Origin of the sequence: Flavobacterium gelidicaeli (assembly GCF_013294005.1) — a bacterium.
Lineage (GTDB): Bacteria > Bacteroidota > Bacteroidia > Flavobacteriales > Flavobacteriaceae > Flavobacterium.
On the sequence record NZ_JABSNK010000007.1, the window covers coordinates 127,741 to 146,060 of the forward strand.

An 18,320-nucleotide genomic window follows, 5' to 3' on the forward strand; every position below is an offset into this window, starting at 1 on the left:
TAAAAATCTATTTTAGTGAAATAATACCTTTTGAATATTCTTACTTTATCAAGATACTTTTAAATTTCCCGATATTTTTAAGTGCCATTCCGGTTCCTCTAACAACTGCTCTTAATGGATCTTCAGCAATATAAACAGGTAAATCTGTTTTTTGTGAAATTCTTTTGTCAAGACCTCTTAACATAGAACCTCCACCAGCTAAATAAATTCCGGTGTTATAGATGTCAGCAGCTAATTCTGGAGGAGTTTGAGATAAGGTTTCCATAACGGCATCTTCAATTCTTTGAATAGACTTGTCTAATGCTTTTGCAATTTCTCTATAAGAAACGTCAACTTGTTTGGGTTTCCCTGTCAATAAATCTCTACCTTGAACAGACATATCTTCTGGTGCTGTTTCTAAATCTTCTATAGCAGCTCCAATTTGAATCTTTATTTTTTCAGCAGTACTTTCTCCAACAAAAAGATTGTGTTGTGTACGCATATAATAAACGATATCATTTGTAAAAACATCACCTGCAATTTTAACAGATTTGTCACAAACGATTCCGCCTAATGCGATTACAGCAATCTCAGTTGTTCCACCACCTATATCAACAATCATGTTTCCTTTAGGCTGCATGATATCAATTCCTATTCCTATAGCAGCAGCCATTGGTTCGTGAATTAAGTAAACTTCTTTACCATTTACACGCTCGCAGGACTCTTTAACCGCTCTCATCTCTACTTCTGTAATTCCAGAAGGGATACATACTACCATTCTTAGAGCAGGAGTAAACATCCTCTTTTTCAATGCTGGTATGCTCTTTATGAACATGCTGATCATTTTTTCTGAAGCATCAAAATCCGCAATTACACCGTCTTTCAAAGGTCTTATTGTTTTAATGTTTTCATGTGTCTTACCCTGCATCAGGTTGGCTTCTTTACCAACGGCAATGATTTTACCAGAAATCCTGTCTCTGGCAACAATTGATGGGCTGTCAATTACAACTTTATCATTATGTATGATTAAAGTGTTAGCTGTACCAAGGTCTATCGCGATATCCTCAGTCATGAAATCAAAAAATCCCATAAGTTTTTTAGGGGTTTAAAAGTTAAAAATTAAGAGCTAGCAAAGTTAAACAAATTAATGTTTAAAATGACGTGTTCCTGTAAATACCATTGCAAGTTTATTTTCGTTACAATAGTTGATGCTTAATTCATCTTTTATTGATCCACCTGGCTGAATTACAGCTGTGATTCCTGCATTTTTTGCAATCTCTACACAATCAGGAAATGGAAAAAAGGCGTCACTGGCCATAGAAGCTCCATGTAAATCAAATCCAAATGTTTTTGCTTTTTCAATTGCTTGAAGTAAGGCGTCCACTCTTGAAGTTTGTCCCGTTCCAGATGAAATAAGGGTTCCGTTTTTTGCAAAAACGATCGTATTTGATTTTGTATTCTTGCACACTTTAGAGGCAAAAATCAAATCTTCAATTTCTTGTGATGTTGGACTTGTTATTGTAACGGTTTTTAAATCGTCTTTATTGTCTGTAATCCCATTTCTTTCCTGAATTAACAAACCGTTAAGACAAGTTCTCACTTGTTTTGCTGGTAATGCTACTTCGTTTTGAATTAGTATTATACGATTCTTTTTTTCTTGTAAAATTGCAATAGCTTCTTTGTCGTATTCTGGAGCGATTACCACCTCACAAAACAACTTGTTTATTTCTGTTGCAGTTGCTACATCTATTTTTGTATTCGAAATTAAAACACCTCCAAATGCTGAAGTAGGATCGCAAGCTAATGCGGCTACGTAAGCTTCGTTAATTGTTTTCCTAGATGCTAATCCACAAGCATTATTGTGTTTTAGAATTGCAAATGTAGGTCCATCAGTTTTAAATTCATTGATTAAATTTACAGCTGCGTCTACATCAAGTAAGTTGTTGTATGATAATTCTTTTCCGTGTACTTTTTTGAAGATAGCGTCAAAGTCACCAAAGAAATAACCTTTTTGATGTGGGTTTTCTCCGTATCTTAAAACTTGTCCTTCAGCAATACTTTCTTTATATACTGTTTCATCAGTGTTAAAGTAGTTGAAAATAGCGGTATCGTAATGTGAAGAAACGTGAAAAGCTTTTGTAGCTAATAGTTTTCTATCTGCAAAAGTTGTAGCGCCATTTTGAGTGCTAATCATCTCGAGTAATAAGCTGTATTCGTCTACTGAAGCTACGATTGCAGTATCTTTAAAATTCTTGGCAGCAGCTCTAATTAAAGAAATTCCACCAATATCAATTTTTTCAATTATATCTGATTCGCTTGCGCCAGATGCGACAGTTTTTTCAAATGGGTATAAGTCAACAATTACTAAATCAATTTGTGGGATGTTAAACTCTTTCATTTGTTGCACATCACTCTCGTTGTCTTGACGATTTAAGATTCCTCCAAAAACTTTTGGGTGTAATGTTTTAACTCTTCCACCTAAAATTGAAGGGTAAGAAGTAACGTCTTCAACCGGTACAACTGGAATTCCAAGGTTTTTTATAAAATCTTCTGTTCCTCCTGTTGAATAAAGTGTAACGTTTTGACTGTTTAGTAGTCTTACAATAGGTTCAAGGCCTTCTTTCGAAAATACTGAAATTAATGCAGATTTAATTGTTTTTGTTGTGTCCATGTTTAGTTGTAGTTATAAGGTGCAAAAATAGTTTTTTAAACTGAAAATTAAACTATTTGAAAAAGAGATAATTTGTTAATACTCTGCTAATTTTCGATAACAAGCAAAATCAAAGTGCAGATATGCAAGGATTACTTATTTCATTAGGTTTTTGAATTTAAATTATAGAATTTTACTTTAACAGAAATTATTACATTATGATAGTCTATTTTCGATTATTAAAAGAGAGTTTTGCTTTTGCAATAAGTGCTTTAACAAATAATAAGCTAAGAACATTACTTTCTTTGTTAGGAGTGACAATTGGTATTTTATCTATCATTGCGGTACTTGCTGCAGTAGATTCTTTGGATAAAAAAATCACAAAAGACTTGAGTAGTTTAGATAAAAATACCATTTATTTAATGCGTTTTTCTTTTGGTCCCTCTGAAATTCCGAAATGGAAAAGAGAGCAATTTCCTAATGTCAAATACGATGAGTATACTTATTTGCAAGGAGCATTGACGAAAACGGATGAAATTGCGTACCAACTTTTTGTAAAAAATGAAAGTATAAAATATGAGTCTAAATTAGTAAGTGACGTGAATATTACTCCGGCTTCTAATGAGTTAATTGATATTCAAGGATTAGAGTTTGAGAAGGGGAGGTTTTACAATGCATCTGAATCTAATTCAGGTACTGCTGTGATTGTTTTGGGTAGTGAAATAGCAAGCGGGCTTTTTGATGAATTAGACCCTATTGGTAAAAATGTTCGTTTGTACGGACAACGCTTTACGGTTATTGGGGTTTTAAAAAAGCAAGGAGAGGGAATGTTTGGAGATAATGATGATACATCAGCGTATATTCCAGTGAATTTCTTAAGAAGGTTGTATGGTGATAATAATGATTCAATGACTCCGGTTATTTTAATCAAGCCCAATAAAGGCGTTGATATGGATGCGTATAAAGCAGAAGTGTCTCAGAAATTAAGAAACGTACGCGGACTAAAAGCAGGTGAAATTGATAATTTTTTCATTAATGTAATGTCTGGATTTACGGATTTAATTGATGGAATAATAGGTCAGATGAATTTTGTAGGTTGGATAATAAGTGGATTTTCGCTATTAGTTGGTGGTTTTGGAATAGCGAATATTATGTTTGTTTCGGTTAAGGAGCGTACTAATTTAATAGGAATTCAGAAATCGCTTGGCGCGAAAAATAGGTTTATTTTATTTCAGTTTTTGTTTGAAGCAGTTATTCTGTCTGTTATTGGAGGGATTATTGGATTAATACTTGTTTGGTTGATATCTATTATCTTAACAAACTTGTTGGATTTTGAGTTTGTATTAAGCACTTCAAATATAATACTAGGAACAAGTTTAGCGGCTTTAATTGGTTTAATAGCTGGAATTCTTCCTGCAATAAGTGCGTCTAAATTAGATCCTGTTGAAGCGATTAGAACGGGAATGTAATTCGTAGATTGCTTTGTCTAAAATTTATAAAGTGATTTAGTTTCGTAGAAAACTAAATTAAGTACAATATAGTCCAATCTAATTTTTGTTGCATTAAACGAATCGAAATTAAATAAATGTTTATGGTTTTACTGAATTTACAAAAGGGTTTTTCTGGATCAAGTCTAAAAGTTGTGGGGAAATATTAAAAAAGGGATATTTGTGTTTTTAAAAATAAGATACAAATGCAAGATTCTTTTACCGAACTTCTCAAATTATTACTACCCGAAATTATTGTTGACTATTTTGAGTTAACCTCATATAAGAAAGCAGATGAAGTTTTGCATTTATACTTAAAAGAGATTAATTCCACCCCTAAAGAATATCGTAATGACAAATTAAGTTCCAAGGGATTCTTTGATGAAATAACAGTTCAAGATTTTCCCATTCGAGGACATCAGGTTTATCTTCATATCACACGCAGAAGATGGCTTAACGAAGACACTGGTAAAGTTGTATTTAGAGATTGGAATTTAGTAGCAGACGGAACTCGAGTAACACAAGAGTTTGCGTCTTTTTTAAAAGAGATCAATAGATTCCAAGGCTAATGACTGTAATGCCATAGCCTCTTTTTATGGAGTTAAAGGAAAAAATCTACAACATCAATACAAGGATTTTTTAAGTAATTTTAAAATTTGGGATCAAAAACCACATGCTAAACAATGGCTTCTATTTGCCCAAAATATTGGCAAACGTTTGTCTATAGACGAAACTTCACTATCCAATGGTGAACTCTATACTATTTTGACAAACAAAACTGCAAAAGGAAGAAAAGGAGCTATAGTAGCTATGATTGCTGGCACTAAAGCTGAAACAGTAATTTCAATCATTGAAAAAATCCCAATTAAGCGACGAAATTTAGTCACTGAAATCACTTTAGATATGGCAGGAAATATGGGTCTAATCGCCAAGAAATGCTTCCCAAATGCAACACGAGTTACTGATAGATTTCATGTACAAAAACTAGCTACAGAGGCTTTACAAGAAATAAGAATAAAATACCGTTGGCAAGCAATAGACCACGAAAACGAGGCTATAGAAAAAGCTAAGAAAAACAAGAAAAAATTCGAACCTACAATTTTATCAAATGGAGATACCATTAAGCAATTACTAGCCCGAAGTCGATACATCTTGTATAAAAACAAATCAAAATGGTCAGAAAACCAAACGGAAAGAGCCAAATTGCTATTCGAATTATACCCCGATATTGAAAAAGCGTACGGATTAGCTCAAGATTTACGAAATGTTTTTGAAAACACAACTGATAAAATATACTCACTAACCAGATTAGCTAAATGGCATGAAAAAGTAAATCAAGCAGAATTTAAATCCTTTAATACAATATCTAGAACGATACAGAATCATTATCAAACAATACTAAACTACTTTGATAACAGAAGTACAAATGCGTCTGCAGAATCTTTTAACGCAAAGATAAAAGCTTTTAGGTCTCAATTTAGAGGAGTAAGAAACATCGAGTTCTTCCTTTTTAGGCTAACAAATATATATGCCTAATTTTTACTTCCCCACAGGTTTTCGTTATGATCCGTTTTTCTATAAATAATATTGGTGTAACGGTAAATAAAGAATAAGCGTTTTGGCTTCATAGCACAAAAAAAAATCCCAAGAAGTAAATTCTTGGGATTTTTTAGTTTATTAAATAATTCAGAATTATCTAACAGTATTGTTTTGAATTAAATCAATGTATAAATTGATTTTGTCTTTCAATTCTTTTCTTGGTGTAATAAAATCTAAGAAACCGTGCTCCAATAAAAATTCTGATGTTTGAAAACCTTCTGGTAGATCTTTACCAGTTGTGTCTCTAACAACTCTAGGCCCTGCAAATCCAATCAAAGCGCCTGGCTCAGAGATATTAATATCTCCTAACATTGCGTAAGATGCCGTTGTTCCTCCAGTAGTAGGATCAGTACATAATGAAATATACGGTAATTTTGCTTCGGCTAGTTGTGCTAGTTTTACTGATGTTTTAGCTAATTGCATTAATGAATAAGCAGCTTCCATCATACGGGCACCTCCAGATTTAGAAATCATTACAAATGGAAGTTTGTTTTTTATTGCATGATCAATTCCTCTCGAAATTTTCTCACCAACAACAGCTCCCATAGATCCTCCAATAAATGCAAAGTCCATACAGCAGATCACTAATTCTTTACCTTTAGATTTTCCTACTCCTGTACGCACAGCGTCTTTAAGTTTGGTTTTTTCCATGACATCTTTTAATCGATCTGCATATTTTTTTGTATCAACAAAATGTAAAGGATCTTTAGAGGTTAGGTTTTTATCTAATTCAACAAACTCATTGTTGTCAAATAAAATTTCAAAATAGGTTGCACTACCAATTCTAACGTGAAAGCCGTCTTCTGGGCTTACAAATAAATTGCGTTCTAACTCGTCAGCATCAATTATTTTACCGGTAGGTGATTTGTACCAAAGTCCTTTTGGAACATCCATTTTATCTTCGGTAGCCGTCGTAATTCCTTTTTCTTTTCTTTTAAACCAAGCCATATTTATTGTTTTTTTTGTTTTGGGTTTAAAGTTTAATTGTTTTACTAAACTTTAAACCTGAAACTTTAAACTTTTTGTTATAGTGTATTCACGTTGTTTAAGTCAGCAAATGCTTGTTCCAATCTTGTGTTGAAAGTCACTTCGCTTTCACGTATCCATTTTCTTGGATCGTAATATTTTTTATTAGGAATATCAGCTCCTTCAGGATTACCAATTTGTGTTTTTAAATAATCGATGTTTTTGATCATGTAATCACGAATTCCTTCAGTGTATGCAAATTGCAGGTCAGTATCAATATTCATTTTGATCACTCCGTAGCTAATTCCTTCTCTGATTTCTTCAAGTGTAGAACCTGATCCTCCGTGAAAAACAAAATCAACAGGGTTGTTTCCTGTGTTGAATTTCTTTTGAACAAAATCTTGAGAATTTTTTAAGATTTTTGGAGTCAATTTTACATTCCCTGGTTTGTAAACTCCGTGTACGTTTCCAAAAGCTGCTGCAATTGTAAAACGAGGACTTACTTTAGATAATTCTTCGTAAGCAAATGCTACTTCTTCAGGTTGTGTGTATAATTTAGAGCTATCAACATCAGAGTTATCAACACCATCTTCTTCACCTCCGGTGATTCCAAGTTCGATTTCTAATGTCATTCCCATTTTGCTCATTCTAGCTAAGTATCCTTTACAAATTTCAATGTTCTCTTCAATTGGCTCTTCTGATAAGTCAATCATGTGAGAGCTAAACAATGGTTTTCCAGTTGCAGCAAAATGTTCTTCTGAAGCATCTAATAATCCGTCGATCCAAGGTAAAAGTTTTTTAGCGCAGTGGTCAGTATGAACAATCACTGTAGCTCCGTAAGCTTCTGCTAATGCATGGATGTGTTTTGCTCCAGCGATTCCTCCAGCAATAGCTGATTTCTCGTTTGCGTTAGAAAGTCCTTTTCCAGCATTAAACTGTGCTCCTCCGTTAGAAAATTGAATAATAACAGGTGCGTTTAATTTTGCAGCAGTTTCTAAAACTCCATTTATTGTACTAGATCCAGTAACGTTTACTGCAGGTAGAGCAAAGCCTTTTTCTTTCGCATAATTGAAAATTTCTTGTACTTGATCTCCTGTAGCTACTCCTGGTTTGATGTTGTGTGCCATTGTAAAATTTTTTAGTGGTTTTTTTTTGTTATTAGTTCAAGACTGCAAAAATAAGAATTAAATAGCATTAGAAGGGGTAATTTATTCCAAAATTTAAAACAGAGTTCCCAAAATTATAATCTCTAAACCATTTTTTTTCTGTTTCATTTGCTGGATCATAGGTTTTAAATCCAAAGTCAAATCTTACTACTAAAAAATTTAAATCATATCGTAATCCAATTCCTGATCCTACCGCAATGTCTTTTAGGCTTTTAAATCCATTAAATGTGGATTTTTCATCAGTTACATTATCGAGTACGTTCCATATATTTCCGCCATCAACAAATAGTGCACCTTTAAAATCTCCTAATATTTTAAATCTAAATTCAGCACTTAAAGCTATTTTCATGTTGGCCTCATTAAAGTCATTCACAGCGCCACTGCGTCCTGGTCCTAAGCTATAAGGTTGCCAAGCTCTATTATCATTCGATCCACCAGAGAAATAACTTCTTGAGAATGGAATGTTGTCAGAATTGCCAAACGGAATTGCTATACCAAAAAAGCTTCTAATGGCAAGTACTTTCTCTTTAGTTAAATCCCAATGTTTGATATAATCGAATTCTGTTTTTATATATTCTGAGTATTCTAAATTAAAAATCTCTCGGTTCCCATTGGCGTTGACCGATTGATTTGTAGCATCAGCAATTAAGGATAATAATGATCCAGCCGATTCGATTTTAGTTTTAAATAGATAAAAAGTTTTGTCTTGTAAATCTTTTTTAGTGGTCTTTGTATAGGTAAAGCTGGTGGCTAATATAAAATCATTTTCAGTCAAACGAACTCTTCTTTCTTCAATACTTTTTACAGATTGATAATCATCATCTGTTGATGTCAATCCTGTAGAATTATTCAGTACTGCGTTTGTAAAACCTGTTGTGCCTGACTGAATGATTAAGTTTTTATCAGTTGTATTGTCAAAATAGTCATTAATAGTGTTGTACGTTTTTCCTATTGCATTTAGCGCATCATAAGAAGAACCATAAACATTAAAATAGTTGTCTGGATTAAGATTGCGAACAAACTGTGCATTAAATAAGTCAAAACGAGCTGTATTGTTTCTCTTTGGATTCCAATTGTAGGTAACTGCTCCAGTAAAGTTTTCCTTGTCTAGACCTATATTAGTTTGTCTCGCGAGACCAAGCGACATAAGTGTAGACGGGATCATGCTTTTAGGAATAATCCTCTCTGTAGAGAAAGGCAAGAATATCCTTGGAATACTTAGTTTTAAGTCGGCACCATATTCCGAGACATTAAAGAACTGATTGTTAGGGTTTGCTAAATCTTTTGATGAACCTATGTTTGCCCGACCTGAAAGCTCAAGTGTTTCGGCTCCATTAAAAACGTTTCTAATAGTTATTGAAGGACTAAGTGAAATACCAATATCTTGAATGTTTGAATGGGTTATATCAAAAAAAGCACCAAAACTATATTTTTTTCTGGGAGTCAAATAAATTTTTGCTATAAGCGAACTTGCTGTACTGTCTCTTTTATCAACCTCGTATTGAATACTTGGATAATTAAATATTTTTAAATTATTTAAATAACGTGTTGTTAGGACGGTTTTAAAATCAGCATATTTGGAACCTTTAGTAATGAAAATTGCATCAGCAATGGCGTATGGTTTGTATTTTAATTTTTCTTGGCTGTATAAATTAAAGTTTTTATAGGTTACGCTATCCTTAAAAACTTGATTTGATTTATTAGTAACGTAATCGGTATAGATGTTCACATCACTAATTTTATATAGTTTAAAAGGCTCTGTGGTTGTAGAATCTTTATTTTGATAGGTATAGTCGTTAATGATTAAATTTACATTGGCCTTATTTACTTTGTTAATGGTGTCAATGTTAAAACTTACATAAGTGGGCTGAAAATAATAAGCTCCATTATTTCTAAAATGAGTAGCGATACGGTTTTTTTCTTCGTCAAAATCAGCAGTTTTATATTGCATACCTGACTTGATCAACGAGTTTGATACTTGCGTTTTGTATAGCGAATCTAAAACGGGTGTAGAAATTGTGGTTTTTAAAGAGTCAAGTAGGTATGGTTTTTTAGTATCTATTAGGTAACTAATTTTTGCTTTTTTATTTTTTATAGTATCTAATTTATAGCTTGTAGTTACATCAAAATACCCTTTGTTGAAATAATAATATTTCAAGCGTGTAACTGATTTAAAAGTTTTTGATGTATCAATAATTGCTGGCGGTTCACCTACTTTTTTTAAGAACTCATGAATGCCGTGATAAAGAAAAGATTTTCCTAACCGGTCCACCTGTTTTGCCGAAAGGAATTTTGATTGACGCTCGTATAATCCTGGGTGATTTTTAAATTTTGCTAGATAAGTTGAGTCTGGGTTTAAATTTGCTAAATTGTATAAATTTAAACGTAATGGGTATCCCAGCACAAAAGTACTATTGGGTTTTTGATATAACTGATTATAAGCGTTTTCCTCACTTGTGACTTTGTCATTTACAACAATTTTGTTTTTTACAAGTCGCATTTTTCCGTCAGGAACTCTTTTTTCAGTGTTACAAGCGGATATTATTATTCCTATTAGAATAAATAGTGATATTTTTGCTGAAATTTTTTTCAAGGGTTTAAAATATTTAATTCAAAAGTACATATTTTTATGGTTAGTAAAAACCAAATAAAACTTATAACAAGTTTACAGCAAAAAAAGTATAGAATAGCTCACAAACTGTTCTTTGCAGAAGGTGTAAAGGTAATCCAAGAATTGTTAGATTCTAACTTAGAATTAGATCATTTATATTCTACTCAAAATGATTTTGATAACGTTGAGTCATCAAAGCGAACGCTTATTCATGAAAGTGATTTAAAAAAAATAAGTGCGTTAGCAAATCCTAATACCTGTTTAGCGGTTTTTAAAATTCCAACACATAAAGAAATAATTTCTTCAGGCCTAATTATAGCTTTAGATAATGTTAGGGATCCAGGTAATCTAGGTACTATTTTGCGTTTATGTGATTGGTATGGAGTGAAGCAGTTAATTTGTTCTAATGAAACAGTTGATCTTTATAATTCAAAAGTAGTACAAGCTACAATGGGATCTATTAGTAGGGTTAATGTTAGTTATGTAGATTTAAACCTTTATTTGGCTGAAGCCAAATTACCTCTTTTTGGTACATTTATGGATGGGAATTCTATTTATAAAACTACTTTACCTAAAGAAGGAATCGTGGTAATGGGGAATGAAGCTAACGGAATTTCGGAAGAAATTGAAAAAATAATTATAAACCGACTCTCAATTCCGCGTTTTGGAGACATCCAAAAAACGGAAAGCTTAAATGTTGCTACCGCAACAGCAATTGTATTAAGTGAGTTTAGGAGGAATAATTAGTTGATTTTATTTTAGTGAAAAGTAAAATTAACTAAGATTGCTCTGTTTTTTATTGATTCAATGTTGCTAGTCCATGGGCTATTTGGGTCTTTGTCTCGAACAAGCTCATCACCTAAGCCAAAAACACCTCTTACAGATGGTGAAAAAATAAAGTACTCTGTGAAAATGTCAATACCCAAACCTAATTCATAATTAGTAGTCCAGGATTTAACTCTAAATTTTTGTTCTAGATTATCGTCTTGTGCTTTTTCATTACTAGATAGATTAAGCGTTGCTGATAGTCCTCCCAGTACATAAGGGCGTACATTTCCTGCTCTCAATCCCATAAGCTTTACCAATAGCGGAAAGTGAATGTAGGTGCTGTTTACTTCTCTTATTGCGTCAATTTCATTTGTAAAACCAGGATATTGCAAATTTCTTTTCGAGTAATACAGTCCTGGCTCAAAACGAAGACTAATGTATTCGTGTAATCGTAGGTCACCTACAACTCCTACGTTAAAACCAGTAGTTTTTATTGTTTGTATGTCTGGACCTACAGTTTTATAATCAATTTTATAATCAAAGCTATTGAATCCTAGGTAGTACCCAAAATAAACGCGTTGTTTTTGAAAGTTCTCCAAGTTAAGAATAGGGTTTTTACTAAACATCCCTTTGTTGAATTGTGCGTTCCCTTTAATTGCAATAATAAGGAGTATAAGTAGGACTATTTTTTTCATAGACTTTATATAGTATCTGGACTAATTATTTTTTTGATGCAGAATAAATTGTAGCAACACCAAATGTTTGTGGCAAAGCTACAACATCTATAAACCCAACTTTTCTTAAAATATTGTTTAAAGCTTCGCCATAAGGAAAAGCAGCAGCCGATTCTGATAAATAACCATAGGCAACATTGTCTTTAGAAAATAGTTTTCCTATTAATGGAAGGATGTTTCTACTATAGAAATTATACCCTTGTTTGTAAGGTGTTTTATCAGGAACCGAAGTTTCTAAAATTACAAATACGCCATTAGGTTTCAGTACTCTTAATATTTCAGTTAATCCTTTTTCTAAAGTTTCGAAGTTGCGAACTCCAAAGGCAACTGTTACTGCGTCAAAGTGATTGTCATCAAATGGCATGTTCTCTGAGTCACCTAAAACCATTTCTATAATGTTAGATAAGTTTTTTGCAGCAATTTTTTTATCACCTACTTCAAGCATTCCTGCAGAAATATCTAATCCGATAATTTTTTTTGCTTTTGTTTGTGCCATTAATATTGCTAAATCACCTGTTCCGGTTGCAATATCTAAAATAGTTTCAGGATTTTTTTTACTTACAATATCCAATACTTTTTTACGCCATTTAATGTCGATACCAAATGAAATAACACGGTTCAAATTATCGTAATTTCCAGAGATAGTATCGAACATTTGGGCTACTTGTTCTTTTTTACCAAGGGATGAGTCTTTATATGGGGTGATGTTTTTTGACATTTTTTTAAATTTTCACAAATATACTACAATCTGATTTTATTGTTATCTAGTTTTTAGATTTCTCTATAAATATATATACGTTAAGCTTGGTTTTTAGGTTTTTGAGTCAAAAGTAAGTAGTAATGGATTTTTTTGTGAAAATAAATTGAAATATCACTAAAAGTGGGTATTGTGAGGTACGTTTTTAATAACGAGTTTTACATTGTAAAAATATAAGGTATTTTTTGAATGATTAAAAAAGGATTAGTGGCTCAAATCAAGTGGTTGTTACTTGCGTTAATTTTATCGCTTGGCCTTGTGTGCTTTTTTGATGGAGCTGTGTTAAATCACGGCAGCGTAACGACTACGCAAAATACGTTCTTAGGATTAAATTTGTTTTTGGAAATTTTAATTTTCTTTGTCTTTAGTACCTTCGTGGTATTTGGTATTAAAGGCTTTTTTGAGATGTACTCTCAAAAAATTTCTAATGTTATTACCTTCGCTTCTGGAGTGTTTTTAACGTTTGTAATAATTTTGTTATGTTATCAAATATTATTTCAGGGATAAGTCATTTTTCCTAATCATTGTTCAAAGTAAAAACCTTATTTCAAAGGGTTTCTTTTAAAGAAATAATTTGAAAATCAAATTAAGTCCGGTAGTGCACCGGGCTTTTTTTGTTTATAATTGTATTTAAGTACTTTTTATAAATGAAATTACCCCAAAAAAAGCAGTAAACTTTTTTTGGGGTAATTTATTTCATGAAGTGTTTTTATTTTCTTAAGTAAGTCTCGTAAGTAAACTCAAACAGGTGTTTTTCATCTTTCTCGTGAAATTCTGATTTACTGAGTTTCCAGTTTTTACTATTGATTTCAGGAAAGAAAGCGTCTGCTTCAAATTTGTGATGCACTCTAGTGAGTTCAATCTTATCTGCTAAGGGCATTGCTAAAGCGTATATTTCTCCACCTCCTATTACAAATACTTCTTCTTGTTGAGGGCAAATTTTAATTGCTTCTTCAATACTGTTGACTACTATACAGCCTTCCGGTTTGTAGTTGTTTTGCCTTGATATTACAACATGTGTTCTATTAGGTAGCGGTTTTGGAAAGCTTTCAAATGTTTTTCTTCCCATAATGATATAATGACCTGAAGTAATTGCTTTAAAACGTTTAAAATCATCTGGCAAATGCCAAACTAATTTATTGTCTTTTCCTAGTTCATTGTTTTTAGCTGCCGCAGCAATCATTGTAATCATTGGTTGTAAACTTTATTTAGTAGTATCTTCTATTTGATCTTGTAATTCATTTATTTTGTTTTGTTGTAAAGTAACTAAACGGTCAATCTGCTCTCTTTCCCAGTTTTTATTCATAAAACGATCAGTGATGAAAACTTTAATGAAATGCAGTAGGAAAATAAAAAACCAAGCCGTAATTATCCAGATAAATAAATTGGATTCAGCGCTAAAATTAAACAGTTTAATCGCTATAAATAAAAATAAGCTTACTAGAAATAAAAGTACAAAATGATAGTAAAGCCCTTTTTTTTGTTTAATTCTTCTACGGGCGTATTCATATAATTCATGTTGTTCTTTTTCCATAAGGCATAATTTTGGTTATAAAGATAAAGTATAAAACGTAATTTTCAACTTCATGTTGTGTAATATTTGAGCTGTGATGGTTCTGTTTTTTTATTCTGATAAATATTAGGGCTGTAAAATTATTGAATTAATTAAAATTTAACACCCATTTGTAATTTGTTATAAATCGTACTCGAATTTTACTATGAGTGATATTTTATATTAAATTAGCTAATATATTAAAAATGAAATAATTATGTCTTTAAAAAAGCGGTTTGTAAAGTCAAAACCAGTATGTAAAGTTACATTTATAATTGCTGGAGGTAATGCTGAAAAAGCATCGGTTGTAGGTGATTTTAATGAGTGGAATCCTGAAGTAGGAGTTTTGAGTAAATTGAAAAACGGAAATTTTAAAGGTGTTTTTGATTTAAATAAAGACGCTTCGTATGAATTTAAGTACATGATTGATGGTGCTTATGTTAATGAAACAGAAGCAGATTATTATAAATGGAATGATTATGCTGGGTCTGAAAATGGAGTTTTAGTAGTTTAAACTGAGACGCTTCCTTTTATTCCTGCATGCGGGTCATAACCTTCTAGAGTAAAATCATCAAATGTAAAATCAAAGATGTTTTTAATTTCAGGATTTAAAAGCATTTTAGGTAATTTTTTTGGCTCTCTAGATAGTTGTAACTCTAGTTGCTCAAAATGATTATTGTAGATGTGTGCATCGCCAAAAGTATGGATAAATTCTCCGTATTCTAGGTCACATACTTGTGCAATCATCATTGTAAATAGTGCATAAGAAGCAATGTTAAATGGTACGCCCAGAAAAATATCGGCACTTCTTTGATACAATTGGCAAGATAGCTTTCCATCTGCTACGTAAAACTGAAAAAATGCGTGACAGGGTGGAAGCGCTGCTTTGTTATTAGCTACATTTTCTTCAAATGTTTTTGTGGTGTCCGGTAATACAGAAGGGTTCCATGCAGAAACTAACATTCTGCGGCTATTAGGGTTGGTTTTTAATTCGGTAATTAAATCAGTAATTTGATCAATTTCCTCACTATTCCAGTTGCGCCATTGGTGACCGTAAACAGGGCCTAAATCCCCGTTAGAGTCTGCCCAAGCATCCCAGATTTTTACTCCGTTTTCTTGAAGGTATTTAATGTTAGTGTCGCCTTTTAAAAACCATAGCAATTCATGAATAATAGATTTTAGGTGTAACTTCTTAGTAGTTACCATTGGAAAACCTTCGGCTAGATCAAAACGCATTTGGTATCCAAATACACTTTTTGTTCCAGTTCCGGTTCTATCTCCTTTTTGACAACCGTTTTCCATTACGTGTTGTACTAAATCTAAATATTGCTTCATTTGAATTGTTGCTTTGTAATAAAATATAATGTTGTTGAAAATTAATGGGTTTCGCCAAAATAAAATCAAACAAATAGTAGGGAGTTATTAGTCTCTTTTAGAAATCTCGTCTCTTATTTTTGCCGCTTTTTCATAATCTTCATGTTCTACTGCTTGTTGCAATAGATCATTTAATTCCTCTAAACTATGTTTCATGTAGGTGCGACCTAATTGGTCATTATCGGTTTCAGTTCCAAAAGTTTCTGGATTAGAAAGGATGTCATCAATTTCTTGCGAATCACTATCTGTTTCAAGTGGGTTTGCTTTTAGATAAATACCTGCTTTATCAAGAATATTTTTGTAAGTAAAAATAGGAGCGTTAAAACGCAATGCTAAAGCAATAGCATCAGATGTTCTAGCATCTATAATTTCTTCAATTTTATCTCTTTCGCAAATAATACTAGAGTAGAAAACGCCATCTACAAGTTTATGAATAATCACTTGTTTAACTACGATATCAAAACGCTCGGCAAAATTCTTAAATAAATCATGAGTCAATGGACGTGGTGGTTTGATTTCTTTTTCTAGAGCTATAGCAATAGATTGTGCTTCAAATGCACCTATAACAATTGGAAGTTTTCTTTCGCCGTCAACCTCGTTTAGAATAAGCGCGTACGCACCATTTTGAGTTTGACTATAAGAAATTCCTTTAATTGACAATTTAACTAAGCTCATAATTGCTGTAATGTAAAGTACTTGGTACTTAATTTAAAGTTTTTAATATGGAATTAGATTTGGTGCTTTCTTTGTTAAAAAATGGGCATAAAAAAAGCTGCCAAAAACAAAGATACAATTATCTTTTTTGGCAGCTAATTTTTTAATAAATTATTATATTATGAGTTGTGCGCTTTGAATGCTTTTAGTTTCTCAATTAATTGAGGAACTACTTCAAAGGCATCTCCTACGATACCATAATCAGCTACTTTAAAGAAAGGTGCTTCAGGATCAGTGTTGATAACTACTTTTACTTTAGAAGAGTTGATACCTGCAATATGTTGAATTGCTCCAGAGATTCCAATAGCGATATATAAGTTCGTAGCAACAGGTTTTCCTGTTTGTCCTACGTGCTCAGAGTGAGGTCTCCATCCTAAGTCAGAAACTGGTTTTGAACAAGCAGTTGCAGCACCAAGTACTGAAGCTAATTCTTCAATCATTCCCCAGTTTTCTGGTCCTTTTAATCCACGACCTGCAGATACCACGATGTCAGCATCAGCAATAGAAACTTTTCCAGAAACTTTTTCAACTGATTCTACTTTTACTCCAAAGTCATTATCGGCAATAGTTGGGTTAAAGTCTTCTTCTGTTAAAGTTGCTGCGTTTTCAAAAATCCCGTAAGAGTTTTTGGCTAATCCTAATACTTTTACATCAGTTGTAATTTCAGTAATGTTAAAAGCTTTGTTTGAAAAAGCATTTCTTTTTACTTGAAAAGGAGTTGTACTTACAGGAAGTCCAACAACGTTAGACGCGTAACCAGCATTTAAAGCAACGGCTACAAGTGAAGACAAGTAAATGCTATCAGTTGTAGAAGATAGAACAACCACTTTAGTCGCTTCTTTTTCAGCAGCTTGTTTAATTACATCAGCATAAGCCTTTGCAGTAAAACCCTTAAGTTTATCGTTGTTTACTTTTAATACTTTGTCTACTCCGTATTTTGCTAATTCAGAAACGTCTCCAGCATTTATTGCTACAGCTGTAACTGTTGTTCCTAAAGATTCAGCTATTTTTTTTGCATAAGAAGCCAATTCAAAAGCTACTTTTTTGAATTTTCCTTCTGCTGATTCTGCATATATTAATATTGACATAATTTTAAATTTAAAGATTGGAAAATGTAATTATTTAAAGATTCAATTTCTATGTGAAAGAGAGGTCTTAAATTAAATTACTTTCGCTTCGTTGTGTAATAAATTGATTAACTCATCTAAATTATCTGCAGCAACTAATTTCACTGCTGATTTTGGAGCTGGTTTTTCAAATTTCACTGCTTTAGTATTTACAGCTGCGTCAACTGGTTCAACTACTGCTAATGCTTTTGATCTAGCGGTCATAATTCCTCTCATGTTAGGAATACGTAAATCTTTTTCTTCAACTAATCCTTTTTGACCACCAATGATTAATGGTAATGTTGTAGAAACAGTTTCTTTACCTCCGTCAATTTCACGAACTCCTGTTGCGTTATTTCCATCAACAGTTAATTCCGTACAAGAGTTTAGGAAGTTGTATCCAAGGATTCCAGCAATCATTCCAGGAACCATACCACCATTGTAGTCTAATGATTCTTTACCAGCAATTACTAAATCGTAACCTCCTGTTTTGATTACTTCGGCTAATTGTTTTGCAACAAAAAATCCATCAGTAGGATTAGCATTAACACGAATTGCTTCGTTAGCTCCTATTGCAAGTGCTTTTCTTAAAGTTGGTTCTGTTTCAGGACCTCCTACATTTACAACTGTAACTGTAGCTCCTTGTTTCTCTTGAAACCAAATAGCTCTTGTTAAACCAAACTCGTCATTTGGGTTGATTACATATTGTACTCCATTTGTGTCAAATTCTGAATCGCCATTGACGAAATTAATTTTCGAAGTAGTATCAGGAACGTGACTGATGCAAACTAATATTTTCATGGTTGTATGTTTTTAATTTTCGTAATTTCTTTTACAAATTTAAAATAATAATTTGA

The 18,320-nt window shown here is 32.5% G+C and carries 19 protein-coding genes; 6 read left to right on the plus strand and 13 right to left on the minus strand.

The genetic code is table 11. The features are described 5' to 3' along the window. Window positions 1–40 precede the first annotated feature (40 nt). Both HNP99_RS12055 and purH read right to left on the minus strand, forming a co-directional pair. Window positions 41–1,069, minus strand: coding sequence for a rod shape-determining protein (locus HNP99_RS12055; protein WP_173853640.1), 1,029 nt, complete (start codon window positions 1,067–1,069; stop codon window positions 41–43). 54 nt (window positions 1,070–1,123) lie between these two features. Beyond that, window positions 1,124–2,650: a bifunctional phosphoribosylaminoimidazolecarboxamide formyltransferase/IMP cyclohydrolase gene (gene purH / locus HNP99_RS12060; RefSeq protein ID WP_173853641.1), complete on the minus strand. Its 1,527-nt coding sequence runs from the start codon at window positions 2,648–2,650 to the stop codon at window positions 1,124–1,126. A gap of 197 nt (window positions 2,651–2,847) precedes the next feature. Between purH and HNP99_RS12065 the strand changes: the two genes are divergently transcribed. The 3 genes from HNP99_RS12065 to HNP99_RS12075 all read left to right on the plus strand — a co-directional run bounded on the left by HNP99_RS12065 (window position 2,848) and on the right by HNP99_RS12075 (window position 5,652). Next, complete coding sequence (locus tag HNP99_RS12065) at window positions 2,848–4,098, plus strand: ABC transporter permease (RefSeq protein ID WP_173853642.1); 1,251 nt, start codon at window positions 2,848–2,850, stop codon at window positions 4,096–4,098. 224 nt (window positions 4,099–4,322) lie between these two features. Beyond that, window positions 4,323–4,685, plus strand: coding sequence for an ISAon1 family transposase N-terminal region protein (locus tag HNP99_RS12070; RefSeq protein WP_173853643.1), 363 nt, complete (start codon window positions 4,323–4,325; stop codon window positions 4,683–4,685). A 13-nt stretch (window positions 4,686–4,698) separates the two neighbouring features. After that, window positions 4,699–5,652 (plus strand): ISAon1 family transposase, encoded by a 954-nt coding sequence (locus HNP99_RS12075; protein WP_371810470.1) that lies wholly within the window; start codon window positions 4,699–4,701, stop codon window positions 5,650–5,652. A 156-nt stretch (window positions 5,653–5,808) separates the two neighbouring features. On the opposite strand, the gene accD is transcribed toward HNP99_RS12075, so the two are convergent. The 3 genes from accD to tamL all read right to left on the minus strand — a co-directional run bounded on the left by accD (window position 5,809) and on the right by tamL (window position 10,440). After that, entirely contained in the window at window positions 5,809–6,663 is an 855-nt protein-coding gene (gene accD / locus HNP99_RS12080; protein ID WP_173853644.1) for an acetyl-CoA carboxylase, carboxyltransferase subunit beta, read from the minus strand. A 77-nt stretch (window positions 6,664–6,740) separates the two neighbouring features. Beyond that, window positions 6,741–7,808 (minus strand): class II fructose-bisphosphate aldolase, encoded by a 1,068-nt coding sequence (gene fbaA / locus HNP99_RS12085; RefSeq protein ID WP_173853645.1) that lies wholly within the window; start codon window positions 7,806–7,808, stop codon window positions 6,741–6,743. Between the two features lie 67 nt (window positions 7,809–7,875). Further along, complete coding sequence (gene tamL, locus HNP99_RS12090; protein WP_173853646.1) at window positions 7,876–10,440, minus strand: translocation and assembly module lipoprotein TamL; 2,565 nt, start codon at window positions 10,438–10,440, stop codon at window positions 7,876–7,878. A gap of 36 nt (window positions 10,441–10,476) precedes the next feature. Between tamL and HNP99_RS12095 the strand changes: the two genes are divergently transcribed. After that, entirely contained in the window at window positions 10,477–11,205 is a 729-nt protein-coding gene (locus tag HNP99_RS12095; protein ID WP_173853647.1) for a TrmH family RNA methyltransferase, read from the plus strand. Window positions 11,206–11,216: 11 nt separating this feature from the next. On the opposite strand, the gene porT is transcribed toward HNP99_RS12095, so the two are convergent. Together porT and ubiE are read right to left on the minus strand one after the other, a co-directional pair. Then, on the minus strand, window positions 11,217–11,921 hold the full coding sequence (porT, locus tag HNP99_RS12100; protein WP_173853648.1) for a type IX secretion/gliding motility protein PorT/SprT: 705 nt from the start codon (window positions 11,919–11,921) through the stop codon (window positions 11,217–11,219). 25 nt (window positions 11,922–11,946) lie between these two features. After that, complete coding sequence (ubiE, locus tag HNP99_RS12105) at window positions 11,947–12,678, minus strand: bifunctional demethylmenaquinone methyltransferase/2-methoxy-6-polyprenyl-1,4-benzoquinol methylase UbiE (RefSeq protein WP_173853649.1); 732 nt, start codon at window positions 12,676–12,678, stop codon at window positions 11,947–11,949. Window positions 12,679–12,906: 228 nt separating this feature from the next. Here ubiE and HNP99_RS12110 point away from each other — a divergent pair, with 228 nt between their 5' ends. Continuing rightward, on the plus strand, window positions 12,907–13,224 hold the full coding sequence (locus HNP99_RS12110) for a hypothetical protein (RefSeq protein ID WP_217424418.1): 318 nt from the start codon (window positions 12,907–12,909) through the stop codon (window positions 13,222–13,224). Window positions 13,225–13,426: 202 nt separating this feature from the next. Here the strand turns inward: HNP99_RS12110 and HNP99_RS12115 are convergent, their stop codons facing one another. Next, on the minus strand, window positions 13,427–13,909 hold the full coding sequence (locus tag HNP99_RS12115) for a dihydrofolate reductase (RefSeq protein ID WP_173853650.1): 483 nt from the start codon (window positions 13,907–13,909) through the stop codon (window positions 13,427–13,429). Window positions 13,910–13,921: 12 nt separating this feature from the next. Next, complete coding sequence (locus HNP99_RS12120; RefSeq protein WP_173853651.1) at window positions 13,922–14,251, minus strand: 2TM domain-containing protein; 330 nt, start codon at window positions 14,249–14,251, stop codon at window positions 13,922–13,924. A 235-nt stretch (window positions 14,252–14,486) separates the two neighbouring features. Here HNP99_RS12120 and HNP99_RS12125 point away from each other — a divergent pair, with 235 nt between their 5' ends. After that, the gene (locus HNP99_RS12125) at window positions 14,487–14,783 is read left to right on the plus strand and encodes an isoamylase early set domain-containing protein (RefSeq protein WP_173853652.1); all 297 of its coding nucleotides are present in this window, start codon (window positions 14,487–14,489) and stop codon (window positions 14,781–14,783) included. Here HNP99_RS12125 and HNP99_RS12130 read toward each other — a convergent pair. The 4 genes from HNP99_RS12130 to HNP99_RS12145 form a co-directional block, all read right to left on the minus strand. Continuing rightward, a complete protein-coding gene (locus HNP99_RS12130) occupies window positions 14,780–15,604 on the minus strand; it encodes a thymidylate synthase (protein ID WP_173853653.1) in 825 nt (274 codons plus the stop codon). The two genes, HNP99_RS12125 and HNP99_RS12130, sit on opposite strands and share 4 nt — an antisense overlap. Before the next feature lie 87 nt (window positions 15,605–15,691). After that, entirely contained in the window at window positions 15,692–16,318 is a 627-nt protein-coding gene (locus HNP99_RS12135) for a bifunctional nuclease family protein (protein ID WP_173853654.1), read from the minus strand. 158 nt (window positions 16,319–16,476) lie between these two features. After that, window positions 16,477–17,445, minus strand: a complete 969-nt coding sequence (locus HNP99_RS12140) for an electron transfer flavoprotein subunit alpha/FixB family protein (RefSeq protein WP_173853655.1) — start codon at window positions 17,443–17,445, stop codon at window positions 16,477–16,479. A gap of 72 nt (window positions 17,446–17,517) precedes the next feature. After that, a complete protein-coding gene (locus HNP99_RS12145; RefSeq protein WP_173853656.1) occupies window positions 17,518–18,264 on the minus strand; it encodes an electron transfer flavoprotein subunit beta/FixA family protein in 747 nt (248 codons plus the stop codon). Window positions 18,265–18,320 lie beyond the last annotated feature (56 nt).

Coding starts and splice junctions, on each gene's coding strand:
- HNP99_RS12135 (WP_173853654.1), bottom strand. CDS start 16,318: ATGAGCTTAGTTAAATTGTCAATTAAAGGAATTTCTTATAGTCAAACT.
- HNP99_RS12055 (WP_173853640.1), bottom strand. CDS start 1,069: ATGGGATTTTTTGATTTCATGACTGAGGATATCGCGATAGACCTTGGT.
- fbaA (WP_173853645.1), bottom strand. CDS start 7,808: ATGGCACACAACATCAAACCAGGAGTAGCTACAGGAGATCAAGTACAA.
- HNP99_RS12065 (WP_173853642.1), top strand. CDS start 2,848: ATGATAGTCTATTTTCGATTATTAAAAGAGAGTTTTGCTTTTGCAATA.
- HNP99_RS12120 (WP_173853651.1), bottom strand. CDS start 14,251: ATGGAAAAAGAACAACATGAATTATATGAATACGCCCGTAGAAGAATT.
- HNP99_RS12070 (WP_173853643.1), top strand. CDS start 4,323: ATGCAAGATTCTTTTACCGAACTTCTCAAATTATTACTACCCGAAATT.
- accD (WP_173853644.1), bottom strand. CDS start 6,663: ATGGCTTGGTTTAAAAGAAAAGAAAAAGGAATTACGACGGCTACCGAA.
- HNP99_RS12140 (WP_173853655.1), bottom strand. CDS start 17,445: ATGTCAATATTAATATATGCAGAATCAGCAGAAGGAAAATTCAAAAAA.
- ubiE (WP_173853649.1), bottom strand. CDS start 12,678: ATGTCAAAAAACATCACCCCATATAAAGACTCATCCCTTGGTAAAAAA.
- porT (WP_173853648.1), bottom strand. CDS start 11,921: ATGAAAAAAATAGTCCTACTTATACTCCTTATTATTGCAATTAAAGGG.
- HNP99_RS12110 (WP_217424418.1), top strand. CDS start 12,907: ATGATTAAAAAAGGATTAGTGGCTCAAATCAAGTGGTTGTTACTTGCG.
- HNP99_RS12095 (WP_173853647.1), top strand. CDS start 10,477: ATGGTTAGTAAAAACCAAATAAAACTTATAACAAGTTTACAGCAAAAA.
- HNP99_RS12115 (WP_173853650.1), bottom strand. CDS start 13,909: ATGATTACAATGATTGCTGCGGCAGCTAAAAACAATGAACTAGGAAAA.
- purH (WP_173853641.1), bottom strand. CDS start 2,650: ATGGACACAACAAAAACAATTAAATCTGCATTAATTTCAGTATTTTCG.
- HNP99_RS12130 (WP_173853653.1), bottom strand. CDS start 15,604: ATGAAGCAATATTTAGATTTAGTACAACACGTAATGGAAAACGGTTGT.
- HNP99_RS12145 (WP_173853656.1), bottom strand. CDS start 18,264: ATGAAAATATTAGTTTGCATCAGTCACGTTCCTGATACTACTTCGAAA.
- HNP99_RS12125 (WP_173853652.1), top strand. CDS start 14,487: ATGTCTTTAAAAAAGCGGTTTGTAAAGTCAAAACCAGTATGTAAAGTT.